Origin of the sequence: Sulfitobacter sp. AS92, from assembly GCF_038900015.1 — a bacterium.
GTDB lineage: Bacteria > Pseudomonadota > Alphaproteobacteria > Rhodobacterales > Rhodobacteraceae > Sulfitobacter.
On the sequence record NZ_JBBMQL010000003.1, the window covers coordinates 309,054 to 328,231 of the forward strand.

Genomic DNA, 19,178 nt, shown 5'->3' on the forward strand with positions numbered 1-19,178 from the left:
CTGCGGCTGCCCCATAAACCAAGGTTTATGACGCTCTTCCAGGGGTTTAGATCGGTCGATTTAAACCCCGGGTCGATAGCCAATACCCCCTCGAATGCCCTTTTCCATGTCATCCCGACGATGCCGCATCGCTACTGAGCGGCTCGCAACTCAACCCGGGAATGAAAAGGAACACGATATGAAAAACGTATTCACAACCGCCGCACTGATCCTTGCAACAGCAGGCACCGCCGCTTTCGCTCAAGGCATGGAAGGCCAGCGCATCGGCTATAACGACAAAGCTGACAATGGCGTTTCCTACTCCAGCCGCAGCGAAGCCGTCGATGAGACCAAACTCGAAGTCTTCAAGCACGGCATCCTGCGCGCCGAAGACCTGTCGGACATCACGATCACCGTCTTCCCGACCGAGCAGAGCGATGAGTCTGTGAACCGCTTCCCGCGCTAATCGCGGATCAAACCCAATTTTCCCCCGAAAGGACACGACAATGAAAAAGACACTCGTAACAACCGCCCTGATCCTTGCTACAGCAGGTTCCGCCGCTTTCGCACAGGGCATGGAAGGCCAGCAAATCGGCTATAACGACAAAGCCGAGGCAGGTGTTTCTTACTCCAGCCGTAACGACGCGGTCGACAATGTGAAACTGGACATCTTCAACAGCGGCACCTTCCGCGCCGAAGACACATCCGACGTCACCATTACTGTCTTCCCCGCTGCCCAAGACGACGCCAAAGTGAACCGCTTCCCGCGCTAAACTTGGTTTGCCGCCTCCGTGCGGCGCTGAGTGAAACCTATCTTCCGGCCAGAAACTGACCCGAAAACTGGCCTCTAGAAAATGCACTCGCCCTTCGGGGCGGGTGCCAAATCACTAAGGGTTGATCACGGCGCATGGCCGCCATCCCTTGCACTTCGGTGTGCCGCGGTTAGATACGGCGGACATCAAGGCAAGGCTTCACCATGAATAATAAGAAAAAGATCGCGCTGTGGGTTATCGCCGCACTACAGTTCAACGCCACAGTGTATTTCGTGCTTGTTTTTGCACTGGAAGGGCGCGGCGTGACGCTATTTGGGACTCCGCTCGCTGATATTGGACCGAACAAGGGGATCCAGGTCTTGGGTCTGATCCTTGGTGTTGTGCTGGGTTGGATGGCCCTTCGGATGAGCATCCAACGCGCGGAAAAAGCAGAAACCGCTTTGCGCCATTGTACGGTGGAATTCGCCGATGTGCTCGAAGAACACTTCCGCGAATGGCATCTTACCCCGGCGGAGCGGGATGTTGCGATTTTCCTGACTAAGGGTTTGAATACGCGCGACATTGCTGAAATGCGGGGCACCTCTGAAGGGACCGTGAAGGCACAGACCAATGCGATTTATCGCAAGGCTGGTGTGACCGGGCGGACCCAGCTTTTGAGTACATTTATCGAAGACTTGATGGACGATGCGCTGATGCCGCGTCCCAAGTCGAAACTACAACTCTGCCACGCGGCCTAAGGGCGGCGTGGCGCCTTAGCGCGTCAGTTCCAGAATATCGAAATCGCTTTCCACAGCCGGTGACGGAAACAGCAGTCGGGCCCGCGTCGGGCTGATCCGCTGGAAGACCGCCACGTCACTTTGCACCTTACCTCCAGAGGTGAAATCCGCTGGCAGATCGGCATAGGTTGGGGGTGTTTCCCCGCTGACATAGCCCACACCGGCATAGATCGCGCGGCCATCGCGCAGGGTGATCTCCCCCCGCGTCAGCTGTGATCCGGTGAGCTTTTCAAAGGCAAAACCCCGGTCGGTCGCGGTAAAGCGGCATTTGAAGGGGGAGTAGGCCACCAGCGGGCTGACCCCGCCGAGTTTGATCGTGCGGCAAGACCAATCGCCCTGCAAATCGGCGGAGAAGGCCACTTGCGGCTGGCCTGAAAGGGCGCGCGTTACCGCGGCGATATCTTCCGCTTCTCCCGAAGCTAGCGCCTGCGTAATGGCATCGCCGAAAGCAGCATAGAAGTTGTCGAGCCGCGCGCTGTCTGCAGGGCGCAGGGTAGGTTCAGCCCAGGCGGTAGCAGGCAGAAGCAGTAGGAGGGGCAGGAGGCGTAGGCGCATGGTTATCCGTCACTCGTGTTAGTGGCATGGGTTTGCAGCACCTCCAGCGGCACGATATCAAGCGCGCGCAAATGGGTCGCGGCAAGATGGACTTTTGGCGCGCAGCCCTCATCCGCGGCTTGTAAGAACCGCGCGGCGCAAAGGCACCAAGGATCGCCCGGCTTGAGCCCCGCAAAGCCAAACTCAGGACGCGGGGTGCTGAGGTCATTGCCAACATACTTGGAATAGGCCAGAAACTCCGCCGTCATCACTGCGCAGACCGTGTGGCTGCCTTGATCCTGCACGCAGGTGTTGCAATGCCCGTCGCGAAAGAAGCCCGTGACCGGGTCTGTCCCACAGATCACAAGCGGCTGGTTCAGAACGTTAATGCTGCTGTCGGGTGTCATGTCTTCCCTTTGTGCCTTAAGTGCCGCCTGAGACTGAGGTAGCGATCTCGCGGAAAATCTCAATGTTCTTGTCTGATACGCCGGCCTCACGGAACTTGCGGTCGGCGGCATTGGTAGCAATCACCACATCGCGCGCCGTGTTGACATAAATGTACTGACCATAGATGCCGCGCGCCATATATTCTCCCTCTGCCGCGCCCACGGGGATCCACCATTGGTAGCCGTATCCGATCTGGCCGTCGGCAGTGGGGGCGGTGGGGCTGGTCGATTCCGCTACCCAATGCTCAGGCACGATCTGCTTGCCGTTCCATTCGCCGCCTTGCGCGTACATCTGGCCAAAGCGGGCATAGTCGCGCGTGGTCATGTTCAGCCCGCCCAACACAAATGCGGTGCCTGAACCATCAACGATGTAAAAGGGCGCATATTCAAGACCTAAGGGCGCAATGACCTTTTCGCTCAGCAATTCAGGAATACCGCGCCCCGTGGCGCCGCGCACCACCATGCCGATCACATGAGTGTCGATCGAGACATATTGCCACTGGCTGCCCGGCTCGGCGAAAGTCTCGGTCAATTCGGCGGTGAAATCGTCTAGTCTGCCGCCCAAGGCCACGACCCGGCCCATGCGGTTGATGTCCGAATCGTAGTCCAGATAGTCCTCGTCGAAGGTCACCCCGCTGGCCATATGCAGCACGTTGCGCAGGCTCGCCCCGTCATAGGCGCTGCCTATGAGGGTTGGGGCGTATTTGGTCACCTGGTCATCAAGGGACGCAATTTTGCCTTCGTCCAGCAAGATACCCACCAAAGCGGAGAGATAGCTTTTTGCCACCGACCAGCTGATGCGGCGGTCCTCAGGTCCGGTGCCTTGGAAGTAGTTTTCATAGACGATGGCGCCGTCTTTCAACACAACGAGCGAGGTCACGTCGCGGGCAGCGATCCAGCTGTCGACCGTTTCGGGCAATTCGGTTTCAGGGCCGTAGGGAAGCTCGCTGGTCAGCCCGTCGCCACGCGAGACGGGTGCAGAAAGGAAGGCACCATCCATGTGACTGAAGTTATGCACAATCTTCTCTTCCGAGAAGAGAGAGTTCACCGCCAGAAGCCGCTCAATCTCTTCGCGCTTCCAAAGCCCGATGACCACTGCCGCAACCAGAAGCGCCAGCAAGACCCGGCCAAGCCATTTTCCAAATGTTCGCATGATGTCCCCCCTGTTGAGTTTCAGTGAACCACGGCACAGGGGCGGGGGCCAGTCCGACATTGCGTCAGGCTGATTTGCTCAGCGGAAGCGGTCCATCAGTTTTTGCAGGGGCGATTGGGCTTCGGCCTCTGGCTTGGGTGCGGCGGGAGTCGCGGGGGCGGATTGCGGTTTTGCATCTGCGGGTTTTTTGGGCCCCTTGCTGCCGGTGCCCGAACGCGGCGGTGCCACGCGCAGGGCCACGGCATTCATGAACCGCCCGGTGTCGCCCCGCACCAGGTCAGCGGCGCCGTCGGTAATCCCCCGAAGCACGTCATCAAGCCAGCCTTCATCCGCTTTCGGAAAATCGCGCAACACATAGCCCGCCACCGCGTCCTTATGGCCGGGGTGGCCGATGCCGAGGCGCACGCGGTCATACTCCGCCCCGATATGCGCGTGAATTGAGCGCAGGCCGTTGTGCCCCGCATGGCCGCCGCCCGTCTTGCATTTGACCTTGCCCGGCGCGAGGTCCAACTCATCGTGGAAGACGATCACATCGCTCGCGTCGATCTTGTAGAACTTCATCGCGGCCTGCACCGACTGGCCTGAGTTGTTCATAAAGGTCTCGGGTTTGAGCAGCACCGCACGGTCAGAACCAAAGCGCCCTTCGCTCACGCTTCCCTGAAACTTGCCCTTCCATGGGGCGAAGTCGTGATCCTCCGCGATACGGTCCAGCGCCATGAAGCCGATGTTGTGGCGGTTGCGGGCGTATTTGCCGCCCGGATTGCCGAGGCCGACGATCAGTTTCATGCGGTGTCTCCTGTGGTTCGGTGCATTTTAGCAAGCGGGGCAGGGGGATGGAATGGCCTGCCGTGCATCGGAATTTTTTGAAAATTCCGTAGTGATTTCTTTCAAAGAAATCATCCCCCATACGCAAAACGGGGCCGCATGATGCGACCCCGTTCCAGCAATGCCTTGCGGCAGATTGCTTATTCTTCACCGTCGGGCGGACCCATTTCGGTGGTTGGCACTTCGTCTACCGGAGTGTCGTCTTCGTCGTCATCCGCCGCGGACAGACCGGCAGGTGCCGAAACCGTAGCGACAACAAAGTCGCGATCGATTGTGGGCTTGGCGCCTTCGGGCAGGTCGACACGGCTGATGGTTGCGCTGTCGCCGATCTCAAGACCAGTGACGTCCACGGTCACGAACTCAGGGATGTCTGCCGCGGTCACGACCAGTTCAACTTCCGGACGAACCAGAGTGAGCACGCCACCCTTTTTCAGGCCGGGGCATTCTTCTTCGCCTTTAACTTCGACGTTGATGAACAGGTTGATCTTGGTGGTCCGCTTCAGGCGCATCAGGTCGATGTGCGTGGGCAGGTCTTTGACAACATGGCGCTGAACATCGCGGCAGATCACACGAACGTCGTCGTGGCCTTCAACCTTAAGGTTGAACAAGGTCGCTTTGAAGCGGCCCTGACGCAGGCGGGTCAGCAGCTTGTTGAACGGGATATTGATCGGCAGCGGCTCGTTGTCACCACCAAATACGATACCAGGAACCATGCCGTCACGACGTGCTTGACGAGCGGCGCCCTTGCCTGTCCCCGTACGTACCTGGGCTTCAAGATCAGGAATCTCTCCGGCCATTTTAGTCTCCAATTGATTAGGGCGGGAATCCTCCAAGGCTGTATTCCCGCGTGAAGCCGCGCGTATAGACCGGTTTTGCTTGGCTGGAAAGGGCAAAAGGGCCGGGTGCCGGGCTATTCCTGCGGCGTATGCAGGTAGCCTTCGGCTGCCATGAGCCGGTCGTAAAGTGCAAATTCCTTGGCCCGCGCGGCGCGCAGCCGTGCTTCTACCTCAGAGGAAAGGGGCGCAGGCACATGGGGAGAGATGTTTTTGGGCTTCAGTTTGATTTCACGGCCCAGCCGGTTTTCCAGAAATTCGCGAAAGGCCGGTTGGCGCTCATAGGCAAAGAGGTGCTGCACCAGTAGGTCGCCTTGGCCCGAAGTGAGAAAGGAAAACTGGCTGCCGATCTGCGCGCGGGGCGGAGGCGCGTCAGAGATCACCTCGAGCGCGAACTGCTCGAAGGTCAGGCCCTTAGTGCTAAGCGCTTTGCCATCCAGCCGGGGCTGGCTGCGATACCGATACCAACTGCGAATTTGCGCGACCGGGTCGCGCATCACCGCCAGCGGCTCGGGTGAGGCCGAAAAGGTATCCTGCAAGAACGGCAGCACACGTTTTTTGTAGCGCAATGCGGTTAAATGTTTGCGATTGCGGGAAAAAACGATTTCCGCCTCAGGCTTTAGCGCCATTTCAACGGCCGTTGTCCCGGTTTTGGGCGTGGCGAGAAAGGTCAGCTCGCGGCTAAGAAAGATCAGCATTTGGCCGGATCACGCGGCCATTTCTGCCAATCGCCGCCAAAGTTACGGGGGATCAGGAGGTTGTGCCGCCCAAGGTTGGCCACTTGCGTCTCGCCGCAAAGCGCCATGGTCAGGTCCAGCTCGCGGTGGATCACCTCTAGCGCACGGGTGACACCCTGTTGGCCCATCGCGCCCAGGCCGTAGATAAAGGCACGCCCGATGTAGGTGCCTTTCGCGCCCATCGCCATGGCTTTGAGCACGTCCTGACCCGAACGGATGCCGCCATCAAGATGCACTTCGATCTGATCGCCCACAGCATCGAGAATTTCCGGCAGCATTCGGATTGAACTGAGCGCGCCATCCAATTGCCGCCCGCCGTGGTTCGAGACGATAATCGCATCGGCACCCACCTTCAGCGCCATCCGTGCATCTTCGGCGTCCAAAATCCCCTTGAGGATCACCTTGCCGCCCCATTGTTCTTTGATCTTGGCGATCTTGTCCCAATCAAGCGAGGGGTCGAACTGCTCCGCCGTCCACGCGCCGAGGTCGGCATTGTCGGTCACGCCATGCACATGGCCGACGATATTACCGAAATGCCGCCGCTTCGCGCCCAGCATCTCGATTCCCCAGCCCCATTTGGTGGCGAGATTGGCGATTGTCTTGGCGGTCAGTTTGGGCGGGGCCGACAGACCGTTTTTCAGGTCTTTGTGCCGCTGGCCAAGGATTTGCAGATCAAGCGTGATGACGAGAGCCGAGCATTTGGCATCCTTAGCGCGTTGGATCAGGCGGCTGACATAATCCTGATCGCGCATGGTATATAGCTGAAACCAAAAGGGTTTCGTCGTCGCCTCGGCCACGTCTTCGATGGAGTTGATGGACATGGTCGACAGGGTGAAGGGCACGCCAAAGGCTTCTGCCGCGCGGGCGGCTTTGATTTCTCCATCGGCGCATTGCATGCCCGTCAGCCCGACGGGGGCGAGCGCCACGGGCATGGCCACATCTTCGCCGATCATTCGGGTTGCCGTGCTGCGGCCCGACATGTCCACCGCCACCCGCTGGCGCAGGCGGATTTGGTCAAAGTCACTGGTGTTCTCGCGGAAAGTCTGCTCTGTCCAGCTGCCCGACTCTGCGTAATCATAGAACATCTGCGGCACGCGCCGTTTGTAGATGCGTTTGAGATCGTCGATGCTGGTGATGACGGGCATGGGCCACCTATGCTGAATGAGTTAACTTTGGGTAGCAATTGGCGAAGGACTTGGCAATTGTGAACGGCTCACTAACGGCAAAGCCCGCGCGGCCAATCAGGCGGCGCGGGCTTTGGTTCATCTCTTTGGGGTAGGGGGTTACGCCGAATGCGCCCCGTCAGCGAGGGATTTGACGAAGGCCAAAACATCCTCGGGGCTGTCGCCATTGGCGATGCGGTTCACGATGGCCGAGCCGATCACCACGCCGTCGGCCACTTCGGCGATGGCGCGGGCTTTTTCGGGTGTGTTCACGCCAAAGCCCACGATCACGGGCAGGCCGCTGGCCTTTTGAATGCGCTTAACCTCAGGGGAAACATCGGCGGCATTCGCCTCGGCTGAGCCGGTGATGCCGGTGATCGACACATAATAGACAAAGCCAGAGGTGTTCCGCACCACGCGGGGCAGGCGCTTGTCGTCTGTCGTGGGCGTGGCAAGGCGGATGAAGTTCAGCTCGGCGTCCTGCGCGGGCAGGCAAAGCTCTATGTCTTCTTCAGGTGGCAGGTCTACCACGATCAACCCGTCGATCCCGGCGTCTTTGGCTTCGGTTAAGAACTTCTCAACACCCATGGAATAGATCGGGTTGTAATAGCCCATCAGCACGATCGGGGTCGTGTCGTCATCCTTGCGGAACGCGCGAACCATTTCGAGTGTGCGTTTCAGTGTCATGCCTGCCGCAAGGGCGCGCTGACCGGCAAGCTGAATCGTCGGGCCGTCGGCCATTGGATCGGTGAAAGGCAGGCCAAGCTCAATAATATCGACACCCGCCGCGGGCAGACCGCGCACGATTTCCAGCGAGCGGTCAAAATCCGGGTCGCCAGCCATGACATAGGAGACAAACGCCTTTTTGCCGCGGGCGCGGAGGTCTTCGAATTTGGCGTCGATACGGGTCATGCTGCTGGCCTTTGTTGGTGCTTTCCTCGGCAATGCCGAAAGTAGCGGTGAAAATCAATCCGTAGAGAGGGCGGGGCACAGCAAAATTTCCGCAGTTAGCGCAGATGGCGCGATTTTGCCCCTTCCAATTGGCAAAGCCGCGCCTATCTCATACGCCATGAATTATGTGCTCGCCCTTTTCCTGCCGCCGCTGTCGATCCTGCTGATCGGACGGCTGTTTTTGTCAATCGTCGTGTTCATCATCTGGGTGCCTGCGGTGGTCTTCTCAGGAGGGCTGACGCATCCGATGTTCATCCTGCTGGCGTGGATCTTGATCTATCAAGCGCATCAGGACCGCCGCGCGCGCTGAGCCTTGCGCTTTGCGCCCACTACCCCTAACACACGCGCAGCTTTTATAGGGGTATCGTCATGGGTTTCAAAATGGGCATCGTCGGTCTGCCGAACGTCGGCAAATCGACCCTTTTCAACGCGCTGACCCGCACCGCAGCGGCGCAAGCGGCGAATTTTCCGTTCTGCACCATCGAACCCAATGTCGGCGAAGTGGCCGTGCCCGACGCGCGGCTCGACACATTGGCCGAAATTGCCAAGTCGAAAAGCATCATTCCAACGCGGATGACATTCGTAGACATCGCGGGCCTCGTGAAGGGCGCCTCCAAAGGGGAGGGCTTGGGCAACCAGTTCCTCGCCAACATCCGCGAAGTTGACGCCATCGCCCATGTGTTGCGTTGTTTTGAAGATGGCGACGTAACCCACGTCGAAGGCCGCGTTGACCCGGTGGCCGATGCCGAAACCATCGACACCGAATTGATGCTGGCCGATATCGAGAGCATTGAGAAACGTCTGCAAAACATCGTCCGCAAAGTGCGTGGCGGTGACAAGGAAGCAGTTCAGCAGGAACGTCTGATGCGCTTGGCACTTGAGGCGTTGGAGGCAGGCAACCCCGCGCGTGCCGTCGAAGTCGACGAAGACGACGCCAAGGCGTGGCGCATGCTGCAATTGCTGACGACGAAACCGGTGCTCTACGTCTGTAATGTGGGCGAAGCGGAAGCCGCCGAAGGCAATGACCATTCCGCCAAGGTTGCCGAAATGGCCGCCGCACAGGGCAACTCCCATGTCGTGATCTCAGCCCAGATCGAAGAAGAGATTAGCCAGCTGGAGGCCGAAGAGGCCGAAATGTTCCTCGAAGAGATGGGGCTCAAAGAGGCAGGTCTCGATCGTTTGATCCGCGCAGGCTACGAGTTGCTACATCTTGAGACCTATTTCACTGTCGGCCCCAAGGAAGCGCGCGCCTGGACGATCAAAACCGGCACATCGGCGCCCAAAGCAGCGGGCGTTATTCACGGTGATTTCGAGAAGGGTTTCATTCGAGCAGAGACCATCGCCTATGACGATTTCGTAGGCCTCGGCGGTGAGGGGCCCGCGAAAGAAGCGGGCAAAATGCGCGCCGAAGGCAAGAGCTACATCGTCAAAGATGGCGACGTGCTGCATTTTCTGTTCAATACCTGATCGCTGCATTAGTAGGCCGGTTAGCGCGGCCTTAATGCAAAAAGCCCGACAGTTTTGCACTGCCGGGCTTTTTTAATGGGTGGTCAACGGCTTATTTGCTGTCGTTGCCCGCACCAAAGCCACCATAGACGTAACCTTCACCGGGGCTGCTCAAGGCGTTGCGGCTGCTCATCACGGTATCGTCGTTCTTGGCTTTATCAGCAGTATTTAGCATGATGTCATTGGCTTTGGTCGACTCGCCTGCGGTGCGCATACGGTCATTGTTGCCATAGACTTCGCCCGCGCCATTCGAGGTGTTCAGGAAGATGTCGTTGTAGCGGGTCGAGTTGTCCGCGACGGCGGCAGTTGAAATCAATGCGGCGGCGGCTGTTGTAAGAATGAGTTTCATAATGTGTTCCTTCGGGTTTTTCTAAGATCGCATCATTGCGATGTCATCGTTTGTGGTGAAGTAACGACGCCCGGATGAACAAAGTTTCGGCTTTGCAGCGAGATTGGGGAGAAGTTCGGGTTGTTAAGAACGGCGGTGCTTCGCTGTGGCCAAAAACATCCTTTTATAACAATAGCATGATCGAAAATTGGCTTGGCTTCACAAGTCATTCACGCTCCCGTGTGAGTTGCTACAGAGGCGCTGGACTTGCTAAGAAATGGTGTCGAACGAGATAACAGCAGCGACGTTTCTCTGCAGAGCAGCATTTCGAGTTAAGCAGATCTGCACTCAAGGAACCGCCTCCCTAGGCCGGACAAATTAGACCTTCAGAAAATGCGAAAATTCTGGCCAATTTTGCCTTGTCTCTTCGGCGCGACCTCTCTAAACGGGTCGACGGAGACGTGGCCGAGTGGTCGAAGGCGCTCCCCTGCTAAGGGAGTAGGCCCGGAAGGGTCTCGAGGGTTCGAATCCCTTCGTCTCCGCCATTTCCCCAGTCTTTCAGGCGGGAAATTGCCATAAAAACAAGGCCCAATCGCGCATCGACGTTTTGATGGACCCTGTTCTTGCTACACATATTGCTACACATTTGCGATCGTCGCTGAGTTCTTTCAGAGCTTTGAGGATAGGCGCGCCGACATCTGTAGCAGCAGAAGTATCGCCGGCGCGCCCTGACGCGGGTGTTCCGGCCCGCGTGTTCCGTCAGGCTGCGCTGCGCAGCCCTTCCAGGGCCTTCTCAGCTTGTAGGATGTCGTGCACAGCCGCGAGGGTGGCATAGAGCTCGAGAAGAACCGCCACTGCGTTAGCAAGTCGGTCGGCTTCCGGCGTCAGCCGCTCTTTGCTCCAGCTGCTCTCACTGGAGGCATTCTCGGGGCTATGGTCGTAGTAGGTCTCCACATAGGTCCCTTCGAGGATCTGGGCATCCAGAACACCCACCAGTTCGTGCAGCATCGCAAGAACGCCCTTCTTGAAGATTGCGCCACGGCGTAGGATGGCGAGAAGTTTTTGTGCGTCTCGCTTTGCTTCTGGGATAACGAGCTCGAGGACGTCCTGTTCGATTCCGGTTGCTGCGACTCGTGCAAGTGGGAAGCACGACGCGGCCATAGCGGTGATCTCGTTGGCGGATTTGAATGGCATTTCCATAGGTTTTTTCCTTGTCTTGATTTGAGTTGGTGTGTGAAATGCGAAAGCGCGGTTCCTTACCGGAAACCGCGCGCTTCGTGTTCCCATCGCACCTGTTCCGCGCGCTGTTCTTCGCGGTGATGCGCAACGATGTCGGCCTCTGCTTGGATGCGGGCCCGGACAGCATTGAGTCGCTCCAAAAGAGGGGCGTCCAGCTTGCCGATGATCTCCAGGCCTTCGGTCTGGCCATCAAAACCGCTGTGATTGACGTGCACGATAATGCGTCGCGCGCCAATAAACCGCGTCGGCTTCGATAGCCCGGCCTCCTCACGCGAGGTGGGGTGCTTGACGATGATTTCGTAGCCGCGATTAGCCCGCGTGTCCGCCGAGGTGCCGTAGGCGATCTCGACAAATTGGTCGTCGTTGTTGCTCAGGGTGTTGAGCACCAGACACGGTCGCCGTTTGGGCACGCCGGGTTCGGTGTTCGTGTCGTTGAGAGGGAAGCGGAACAATACGACATCGCCGAGCTGAAGCGACATGTGATCGTGGGCTGCGGAAAAGAGGTGGGGGTGGTGATACAAAGTGGCCTCCTGTGGCGTGGTAAAACGACGCCAGCGGGAAAGGCTAAAGCAAAAGGCTTCAGCTCAGCTGCGCGTCACAACAAACGCGCGGCTGAGCTGAAGCCGTAAAATTGGGAGAGCGCCGAGAGGGTGTCCCTCTCGGCAAAATCGGCGCAAGCGAAAATAGTGACGGGGCGCTCATTCTGAGCGGAAAGAATGAAACTCAGATTCCGTAGGTGCCATTGTGGGTGTCGAGGTGGGCGCATACCCCAAAACCTTTCACTGGCCCCAAAAGAGCGTTAGCTAAGCCAATCTAAAAGTAGGAAGCTGAAAAATGAAAACTCTTTCTTTCTTCGTCATGGAAGAGATGAGAGGTGCCATCGTTCCGGAGTGATTTTGACAGTTTCTCGTCCCAGCAGTTTTCTATTGTTTCGGCATCATTCCAAAGGTCTTCTGCACCCGAAAACCTCGACTTAGGCCACCAGTAATTTGGATAGTAATATTTAACCATCAGGTAAAGAAAAGAAAGGGGTGACAGTTTGCGTTCCGAACTCCAGCGATCCTCACCGGACATTCCAATGTGGAAGTGCGCCCCTGGGTGTGTAACCGTGCGAAGCTGGCTTTTGCTAAATTCATACCTCATGCGAGGCACATAAATTTCAGCTGGCATAAGCGTGACTAATTCAGAAAATTCCTCCTCACCAATTTCATCGTCATTTCGCTGCCTAATCAAATCTTCATAGTCGGAAAGTGCATCAACTGAACCCGTAATTCTGGGGTTAGGGTAAAAGGCGAGCGCAAATTCAACTGGTGATTTATATGTAAATTGAAAGAAGGCAAGATCCGTCAAAATAAGATTGTAGTGCGAAAGGGAGAGCGCTTTCTCATATATCTCCACATAGCTTCTTGAAGTAAGACAAGTCTTATTGAACTCCGCAGACCTGGGAAGTGAAATCTCATAGACACTACCTTCGAGAAGTCCAAGCTCTTTTAATACCTTTCGAGACGTGCGGATGCTATTATTGAAGTGGTCACGTGTCAAAATTAATCCTCAATCAAGCTACCGATGTCGTCATCCGACAGATTTAAGTCACTCTTCATCTTCTCAAGTCTGCGCTTTGCTTCGATGCGTCGCGCATGTTTCTCTTCCAAGCCACGTTGAATGGTATTTAGTGTATTCATATTAGGCATTTTGAATGAAATTCTCGGAGCTTCACTCACAGCTTTCTCTATTTCAGCCCGAAGGCTTTGGAATACCTTCGTCTCGACGCCGAATATGCGCAGCCACGCTTTCGTGCGAGTTAGCGTGACAAACAATTTGTTTCTACCAGTTCGTGTTTGCAACGTTGCGGCGTCGGAGCCGACTACGATCACTACGGCGGCCTCGTTTCCTTTTGCACGATAGACCGTACTCATTGTAACCATGCCATCTATACGAAAGGGAGGTTCGCTGTATTTATCTCGGATAATATTGTTACAAGGAATTCCCCATTGATTGAGGCGGTCAGAAATATTGGAGAAATAGCGGCGAGCTGATCTATCATCCAAACTGATAATTAATATTTGATGGGCGAGTATTCCATCGTCTATGAACTTCTTAACCTCCTGAGCGGCTAATTCAACTTCATCATCAATATTCGGGGCTGAGTTCAAGCTAATGACCGGCACCGCATCGGGGGAGTTTAGAACACTCGGACTATTTCTAAGTGGCCGCTCGACTACGTTATTGCTATCGGTGTCAAATGTGCCAGCCACTACTTCATAGCCGACATCCTCCCAATGTTTGGCGTTTTCAAGCATTTGAACTGTGTTCGAATAAACGCCAAATCCCAAGGCGTGAGCGAGTACTAAAACCTCCCGCTGATTTCGATAGGAGCGTTGGAGTACAAAGTCGTTTGTATCTGTGCCCTGCGGTAAGCTGCGGCCGAGTGATACTCTAGGCTGTCCATCTGAATCATTTCCAAAAAGAGTTTCGGGTTCTCGAACCTCCACATTGAAAACATTCTGCAGTTCGTCATAGGCCCAGACAATTTGCTTTTTATCTCGCTCGCCTTTGGCAAGATAAAAACACATCTGGTAGAAGCCGTCGGGAAAATCTTGGCCTTCGTCAATCAAAATTACATCATAGTAAGGGGAAATGGCGTTAGCTGCCACTAGCTCGCTGCATGCTGCGCCGAAAGGGTCAGCGTGCCCCCTTAGGTCGTTAAAGCTTTTCGGGGACCTTCCTTCTCTTATGCAAGTATCTCTGTAGACTCCGGGCGTGTTACTCCTCCCCCAGCCATGCCTCACGTGAATTCTTTCCCAATTTGGGTCGGTTTCAGCAAAGTGCCGATGGAACCTTGTGACTAACCTCTCGATTACGTCGCGTAGACTTCGTGTAAAGTATGTAATCAAGATGTTAGCGCTTGGGTCCTCAATATGAGCCAAAGCGGCTTTCATAGCGAGGATGACGGTCTTCCCAGTTCCTGCAAGTCCTCTGATGCGTTGAGGTCCGGCGATATTGGTCAGAGCAACGGAACGTTGTGTAGCGTCGAAGTTATATATTATCGCTTCAAGATCAGCGAGGGCTTTTGCTAAAGGAGGTGCGTCTGAGACATCATCTACTGGCTTCAATTGCCCCAGAGCCTTTGCGCCCTCTATGATTGCTCGAATTTCAACTTCCTGCTCTTCATTTAGAGATTCGTCTTCCTCGAGAAAAATTTCAAGAAGCTGATGTTGTGAGACTGCGACTTCAACATCTGCAACTCCCAATTCCTCTGCGTCCAAATTCGGAGCAAAAAGAACTGGCACCACGTCTATTATCAAACGCCTCTTCTTCTTAAGGATAAGGCTCTTAGAGAGTAAAGAATCGGTAGTTGCTGCGGCTTGAAGAATACTATGTGCTTCCTTGCGAAGAATATTGATATCTGCGCTAGCGGAGTACTTTACGAGTTTAATGCCATGTTCAGAGGTTACTGCGGTAAGGTCAGAGGTATGAGTTCTACCGTCATAGTCTTTTACTTGAGGCCAACCTGCATAGAGAACGACGTTCTCTTGTTTAGGGAACACAGATTCTGCATTGATCTCAGATACAACAAGAGAAATATCATGCTTCTCTTCGCTGCGCCCAATAGTCGGAATGTAATTTACAGGCATGTTGTTCCTCTGTGTCCGTTGGGCCGTGACCGTCAGCTCTGCCCTGATCTTCTTTAACCTGCATGCCAGATATAATGGTTTTCAAGACATTTGAAGTCCTCGTACGACACAACCTGTGCGAAAATGAACGTCCTGATCGGGTTGCATGCGGTCGGCTGCGACCGCTGCATACCCGCAGCCGGAAAATGTTCGCTCCGGGGCAAACGCGACCAGCTTTTTGGCTTGACAGAATGTCGGCTTCCGGGAAAGTCGAGGCCTTTCAAAGGCCACTGTCTGCGGATACCGATCCTTGGCACTGGTGGCTGCAAACCTTTTCGAGCTGCTGGTCTGATCGTGTCGGGAGATCAAGGACCCATGAACAGAACACTTTCGTAAGCGTTCTCTTCATGGGTTCGTGTTTTGCTGGGTTCTGAGCAAAGACCAAGGGGGTGCAGGGGCGTGCCGAACGGACCCTGCGAGCAGGCGGGGGTTTGGGGGAGGAGTGCGGAACGACGCTCCCCCGGGAGTAGGGGTTGCAAGGGGAGTGCGGAACGATGACCTTGCCGCCCTCCGCGCAGGAGTGCCCGCTGCATAAGTGCCCCCGGCGGGCGGGGTTCCGGGGCAGCGCCCTGGACGAGCGGGTAGACCGAACGTAGGCACCAACGGTGCCGGAGTGCGGTCTACTTAGTGAGTACTTTCCCCTGCACCTCCTTTCACGCTAGCTTCAACTGATTTCTCCGGTCCGCTGAAACATCGACCCATTTTCTGATCTCAACGTCTGGAGATCAAAAATGACGACCAACAACCATCCCATCGTCCTGCGCTTTGAGGGCTTGCGCCCCGAGCAACTGTCCCGTTTCGAACTGCATCGCCTTCGAAAGCAAATGTATGGCTATGAGTTCGAGCCGCGTCGAACTCGCTTCAATAAGCTCCTAATCGGTAGCGACACCTGGGCCAAAGAGGCCTTGGCTGAGATTGATGGCATGCGGATGGAGAACTTTGCAACCGAGTTGACAAAGCTCACGAAACGGAAGCGCATCGGAGAGATTAAGAAGCGCATGATCGAAGGCCCGAAGGATCCTTGGCGGCCTTCGAAACATGGTCCGATGCGCGAAGTGATCATCACAGCCCATGCAGATTGGTTTGCCGCAGCTGGCGATCAGTCGACATGGCGCGGCATGATGGCAAAGCGCCGGCGGGAAAAGCACTTTGAGGACCTCGCCATCGGATGGCTGACCTACAATTTCGGGGAAGACATGGTGCACGCCCGCGCTGACCGAGATGAAAAGACCTATCATATCCATGCCGTGATCCTGCCCCGGGGGGAGGATCAGCACGGTCGGCCGATGCTCATCCCATCCAAGCACGACGCGATCCGGTCCTATGAACATGCACAAGACATTGCCGGGATTTGGTTTGCTCAAGCCGGACTGGTGCGGGGAGAAGCGCGGGCTTTCGCTTCGCGGCAGACGAGGGCCGCAGGCATGAAGGGGCCAGACCCGGTTGAGCACAAGCCGACATGGAAATGGCGGCAGGAGGTTGCGACCGAACTATGGTCTGAACGCATCGAGCTGAATGCTCGGTCATCCGATCTCGACGCTCGAGAGACGGCACTTTTTGAGGCCGAATCTGCCGTTAATGCCGATACCGCTAAAGTGCAGGCACGCTCAGATGCCGTCGGGGCGCGGGAAACCGTCGCCCAGGATATGGTAGACGAAGCCGACTCGGTTCTGGCTGCCGCAGAAGGCCTTGCAGAAGATTACTTCGAGCTGAAGGAGAATGCCAACGGTCCGCGCTTGGCCGTGACCGAAACCGGCAAGGCTTCCGGTAGCGCCAAGACGCTGATCCAGCGGGTGGCCAAGTCGAAGAAAGGACGCCGACGCGCAGAAGGGATCTTTGGTCGTGTCTGGTCCACCATGCGTACCCGGGCACGGGGTGAAGCCAAGGAAAAACTGATCGAAGAGTTCGATCAGATCGAGACCACGCGCGAGGCGCTGATGGACATTGTGAAAGAGCTGCCGCCCGCCATTCGCCAGAACCTAGGGACGACGTGGAAAGCGGTCGCAAAGCAGGTCGTCAGCCTGCAACAATTGTTGCTCAAGCGTGGACATTCAGCGGTGGATGGTGGCCGGTCTGACACGACTTCACCCGATGGACCTAAGCCTGATGAAAAATGAATCGTGATCTATCAATGGCTTACAAAGTTTCTTCAAAAAAAGTGCTGCTTTCGACAATTTTCTCCAAAGAAACATTCCGAGATCATTATTAGCCGCCTTTGATGTCTTAGCGCAACACCGGTGGCTGATTTTAAACTTAACAAAAAGGCAATTCCTATGTCCAAAACTAACCTCACCGATCTGCATCGCAAATTCCTTGACGCGGTGGCATCAGATGGTTTCCAGCCTGCAGTTGGCGCGATTTCCAGCGACCCGCGCCGCACCATCCAGGCTATACAGTCTGGCGTCGTAGCGAAGGCCGCGGTCAACGAGCTGAACCGCGCCCTGTCTTTCGCAAATGCCGTCGGTCAGAACTTTGCAGCAGTGCTGCCGAGCCTAAGCGAGCAGGTCCGCATCGAGGTCGTGTCCGCTCTGGCATGCGCGTCCTCGTCGAAAGACCGCCGCTCCATCATGGAGCATCCATTGTGCCCTTCGGAAGTCGAGGGCATCGTGGCCGCCTATGATGCGGCCAAGGCCGAGGAAGCAGAGGCCCGTAAGGCCGAGCGGGCTGCGGAACGCGAGGAAAAAGAGCGCGCCAAGTTCGAAGAACTGCGTCGGAAGTTCGAGGGCAGTAACGGCGCTGCGTCCAAAGCAGTCGCCGCCGAGTGACCCGCAGCATGGCGGTGACCGGAATTTCCGGCTACCGCCATGAAGTGGCTCATTTCGATCCCCAGAAACCAAACCCCTCAAGCGCAACCAGCAATTTCTGAAAAACCCCGGCTTTCGAAAGAAGGTCGGGGTTTTGCTCTTCGATTAAACGGTGGAAACGCATTGTTTCCATATCGCCAGCTACTCAAGTGTAGCCCCCTTGGTTATATCAGTACTCCGAACACAGGAGTTTTCAAATGTAAGCACCCGACCCCAGCCCCCCGAAATCAGCCGCGCATCTGCGGTGATGGGGTATGGAGTGCTATGTCGACCAGATACGCCGCTCGGGCAGCGGCTCCCGAAACCCCCCACATCCACCGGACCCTGACCGGATCGAAGCAAACCAATATCGAAAGGGTCCGAAACGCCAGAGCGCAGATCGCAAAAAAGATCACCGATGGCGAGGAATGGTTGCTTCCACTGCTTAAACGGTTCAACGCCGAACTGGCGCAGCTCGAAGAGGCCCAAAACCTCCTCCTCCAAGCCGCCGAAATCGCCAACCACGCCGCCCCTCACCGGGCGGCGTGATAGGTTACTGGTAGAAGGTAATGAATGGCGCGTATGCGGACAAAGCAGCAATTTGCTGCGGCTGCGCCAAGGTCTGCTTTCGAGAAACCGAGCCGGTCATAAGCGGTCGTTATCGCCTGTGACAAAAACGGATGAGATTTGACAGGATACTAGCTTGACACCTTCTGGATGATGGCAATGGCATCCGTAACACTCTTGGCCGCCGGGCCGACATTCTTAGCAATTTCTAGCAATTCTGGCACCAGTTTTGAGATTTTAGCCTTTTCAGGCGCATCCTTATTTTGCTCCTCCTGTATTTCATCCACCAAGCCAGCGGCTCGATCTTTCTCGATTTCGGGCAGGCTGGACTGACTAACCGCCCGTGTTAACTCTGTGAGAGCTCGATCAAGGTCGGTATTGGTCGTCACCGTGCTGTGAATTGCCTTCGTTCCAGTAACGATCTCTGCGGAATCTGTACCTACAATCGCTCCTGGGCCCGCAGAAATACTATGTCCGCCAATGTTGGTCACGTTTGGTTGTCGGCTCTCTATGATGCTCCGATAAGCCCCATAGAGAAATGCTGGCACGGCCACGATCCAAAGAATTCCCACCACAAAACCAATAGGTTCTAGGACTGAGTTCCAACTAGAAATTTCGTATTCCGACATTCGATCAATGTTACCCTGTGAAGGGACGGCCATGTTCCTAATCCACTGAGCAACAAAAGCTATCCCACCACACCAACTTGCGACTTTCAATGAAGTACGCATTCCAGTGACCTCCTAAGGAATTACTCTGAGTGTAGCATGTGCTATTTCGCATTAAAAGGAATGCAAGGCTCGGCCTAAAATCTCATGCCAAAACCCATGTGCCAAAAACGGTCGTTTTCGCCGAGGCCGTAAACATCAGGCGCGGCTGAGGCATGCGAGCGATTGGGGCAATCTTATCCA

Annotated in this window: 22 protein-coding genes and 1 tRNA gene; 9 read left to right on the forward strand and 14 right to left on the reverse strand. The window is 55.9% G+C overall.

Annotated features, from left to right (window positions below; all coding sequences use genetic code 11):
• Window positions 1–178 precede the first annotated feature (178 nt).
• From WNY61_RS07660 to WNY61_RS07670, 3 genes are all read left to right on the forward strand, one after another.
• Complete coding sequence (locus WNY61_RS07660) at window positions 179–445, forward strand: tryptophan synthase subunit beta (RefSeq protein ID WP_342850877.1); 267 nt, start codon at window positions 179–181, stop codon at window positions 443–445.
• A gap of 40 nt (window positions 446–485) precedes the next feature.
• Window positions 486–752 (forward strand): tryptophan synthase subunit beta, encoded by a 267-nt coding sequence (locus WNY61_RS07665; protein WP_342850878.1) that lies wholly within the window; start codon window positions 486–488, stop codon window positions 750–752.
• 203 nt (window positions 753–955) lie between these two features.
• A complete protein-coding gene (locus WNY61_RS07670) occupies window positions 956–1,489 on the forward strand; it encodes a LuxR C-terminal-related transcriptional regulator (RefSeq protein WP_342850879.1) in 534 nt (177 codons plus the stop codon).
• Between the two features lie 15 nt (window positions 1,490–1,504).
• Here the strand turns inward: WNY61_RS07670 and WNY61_RS07675 are convergent, their stop codons facing one another.
• The 8 genes from WNY61_RS07675 to trpA all read right to left on the reverse strand — a co-directional run bounded on the left by WNY61_RS07675 (window position 1,505) and on the right by trpA (window position 8,131).
• Complete coding sequence (locus tag WNY61_RS07675; RefSeq protein WP_342850880.1) at window positions 1,505–2,083, reverse strand: DUF4893 domain-containing protein; 579 nt, start codon at window positions 2,081–2,083, stop codon at window positions 1,505–1,507.
• 2 nt (window positions 2,084–2,085) lie between these two features.
• Window positions 2,086–2,469: a DUF2237 domain-containing protein gene (locus WNY61_RS07680; RefSeq protein ID WP_342850881.1), complete on the reverse strand. Its 384-nt coding sequence runs from the start codon at window positions 2,467–2,469 to the stop codon at window positions 2,086–2,088.
• Between the two features lie 16 nt (window positions 2,470–2,485).
• On the reverse strand, window positions 2,486–3,661 hold the full coding sequence (locus WNY61_RS07685) for a serine hydrolase (RefSeq protein WP_342850882.1): 1,176 nt from the start codon (window positions 3,659–3,661) through the stop codon (window positions 2,486–2,488).
• A 78-nt stretch (window positions 3,662–3,739) separates the two neighbouring features.
• Entirely contained in the window at window positions 3,740–4,447 is a 708-nt protein-coding gene (gene pth / locus WNY61_RS07690; RefSeq protein WP_342850883.1) for an aminoacyl-tRNA hydrolase, read from the reverse strand.
• A gap of 179 nt (window positions 4,448–4,626) precedes the next feature.
• Window positions 4,627–5,283 (reverse strand): 50S ribosomal protein L25/general stress protein Ctc, encoded by a 657-nt coding sequence (locus WNY61_RS07695; RefSeq protein ID WP_342850884.1) that lies wholly within the window; start codon window positions 5,281–5,283, stop codon window positions 4,627–4,629.
• Between the two features lie 113 nt (window positions 5,284–5,396).
• Complete coding sequence (locus WNY61_RS07700; protein ID WP_342850885.1) at window positions 5,397–6,017, reverse strand: hypothetical protein; 621 nt, start codon at window positions 6,015–6,017, stop codon at window positions 5,397–5,399.
• Window positions 6,011–7,201, reverse strand: coding sequence for an alpha-hydroxy acid oxidase (locus WNY61_RS07705; protein ID WP_342850886.1), 1,191 nt, complete (start codon window positions 7,199–7,201; stop codon window positions 6,011–6,013). The genes WNY61_RS07700 and WNY61_RS07705 overlap by 7 nt, the downstream gene beginning before the upstream one ends.
• Window positions 7,202–7,339: 138 nt before the next feature.
• Window positions 7,340–8,131 (reverse strand): tryptophan synthase subunit alpha, encoded by a 792-nt coding sequence (gene trpA / locus WNY61_RS07710; RefSeq protein ID WP_342850887.1) that lies wholly within the window; start codon window positions 8,129–8,131, stop codon window positions 7,340–7,342.
• Window positions 8,132–8,288: 157 nt separating this feature from the next.
• Between trpA and WNY61_RS07715 the strand changes: the two genes are divergently transcribed.
• Window positions 8,289–8,480 (forward strand): hypothetical protein, encoded by a 192-nt coding sequence (locus WNY61_RS07715; protein WP_342851105.1) that lies wholly within the window; start codon window positions 8,289–8,291, stop codon window positions 8,478–8,480.
• Window positions 8,481–8,539: 59 nt separating this feature from the next.
• A complete protein-coding gene (gene ychF / locus WNY61_RS07720; RefSeq protein WP_342850888.1) occupies window positions 8,540–9,637 on the forward strand; it encodes a redox-regulated ATPase YchF in 1,098 nt (365 codons plus the stop codon).
• Between the two features lie 91 nt (window positions 9,638–9,728).
• On the opposite strand, the gene WNY61_RS07725 is transcribed toward ychF, so the two are convergent.
• Complete coding sequence (locus WNY61_RS07725) at window positions 9,729–10,025, reverse strand: hypothetical protein (protein ID WP_342850889.1); 297 nt, start codon at window positions 10,023–10,025, stop codon at window positions 9,729–9,731.
• Between the two features lie 434 nt (window positions 10,026–10,459).
• On the opposite strand from WNY61_RS07725, the gene WNY61_RS07730 reads away from it, so the two are divergent.
• Window positions 10,460–10,549 (forward strand) — tRNA-Ser (locus tag WNY61_RS07730).
• Window positions 10,550–10,763: 214 nt separating this feature from the next.
• On the opposite strand, the gene WNY61_RS07735 is transcribed toward WNY61_RS07730, so the two are convergent.
• From WNY61_RS07735 to WNY61_RS07750, 4 genes are all read right to left on the reverse strand, one after another.
• Window positions 10,764–11,204: a hypothetical protein gene (locus WNY61_RS07735; protein ID WP_342850890.1), complete on the reverse strand. Its 441-nt coding sequence runs from the start codon at window positions 11,202–11,204 to the stop codon at window positions 10,764–10,766.
• Between the two features lie 56 nt (window positions 11,205–11,260).
• A complete protein-coding gene (locus WNY61_RS07740; RefSeq protein ID WP_342850891.1) occupies window positions 11,261–11,764 on the reverse strand; it encodes a hypothetical protein in 504 nt (167 codons plus the stop codon).
• 292 nt (window positions 11,765–12,056) lie between these two features.
• The gene (locus tag WNY61_RS07745) at window positions 12,057–12,785 is read right to left on the reverse strand and encodes a DUF2290 domain-containing protein (RefSeq protein ID WP_342850892.1); all 729 of its coding nucleotides are present in this window, start codon (window positions 12,783–12,785) and stop codon (window positions 12,057–12,059) included.
• Window positions 12,786–12,787: 2 nt separating this feature from the next.
• Window positions 12,788–14,878: an ATP-binding domain-containing protein gene (locus WNY61_RS07750; protein WP_342850893.1), complete on the reverse strand. Its 2,091-nt coding sequence runs from the start codon at window positions 14,876–14,878 to the stop codon at window positions 12,788–12,790.
• A gap of 770 nt (window positions 14,879–15,648) precedes the next feature.
• Between WNY61_RS07750 and WNY61_RS07755 the strand changes: the two genes are divergently transcribed.
• The 3 genes from WNY61_RS07755 to WNY61_RS07765 all read left to right on the forward strand — a co-directional run bounded on the left by WNY61_RS07755 (window position 15,649) and on the right by WNY61_RS07765 (window position 18,249).
• A complete protein-coding gene (locus WNY61_RS07755; protein WP_342850894.1) occupies window positions 15,649–17,034 on the forward strand; it encodes a hypothetical protein in 1,386 nt (461 codons plus the stop codon).
• A gap of 156 nt (window positions 17,035–17,190) precedes the next feature.
• Window positions 17,191–17,682: a hypothetical protein gene (locus WNY61_RS07760; RefSeq protein ID WP_342850895.1), complete on the forward strand. Its 492-nt coding sequence runs from the start codon at window positions 17,191–17,193 to the stop codon at window positions 17,680–17,682.
• A gap of 303 nt (window positions 17,683–17,985) precedes the next feature.
• On the forward strand, window positions 17,986–18,249 hold the full coding sequence (locus tag WNY61_RS07765) for a hypothetical protein (protein ID WP_342850896.1): 264 nt from the start codon (window positions 17,986–17,988) through the stop codon (window positions 18,247–18,249).
• A gap of 149 nt (window positions 18,250–18,398) precedes the next feature.
• On the opposite strand, the gene WNY61_RS07770 is transcribed toward WNY61_RS07765, so the two are convergent.
• On the reverse strand, window positions 18,399–18,998 hold the full coding sequence (locus tag WNY61_RS07770) for a hypothetical protein (protein WP_342850897.1): 600 nt from the start codon (window positions 18,996–18,998) through the stop codon (window positions 18,399–18,401).
• Window positions 18,999–19,178: the final 180 nt, after the last annotated feature.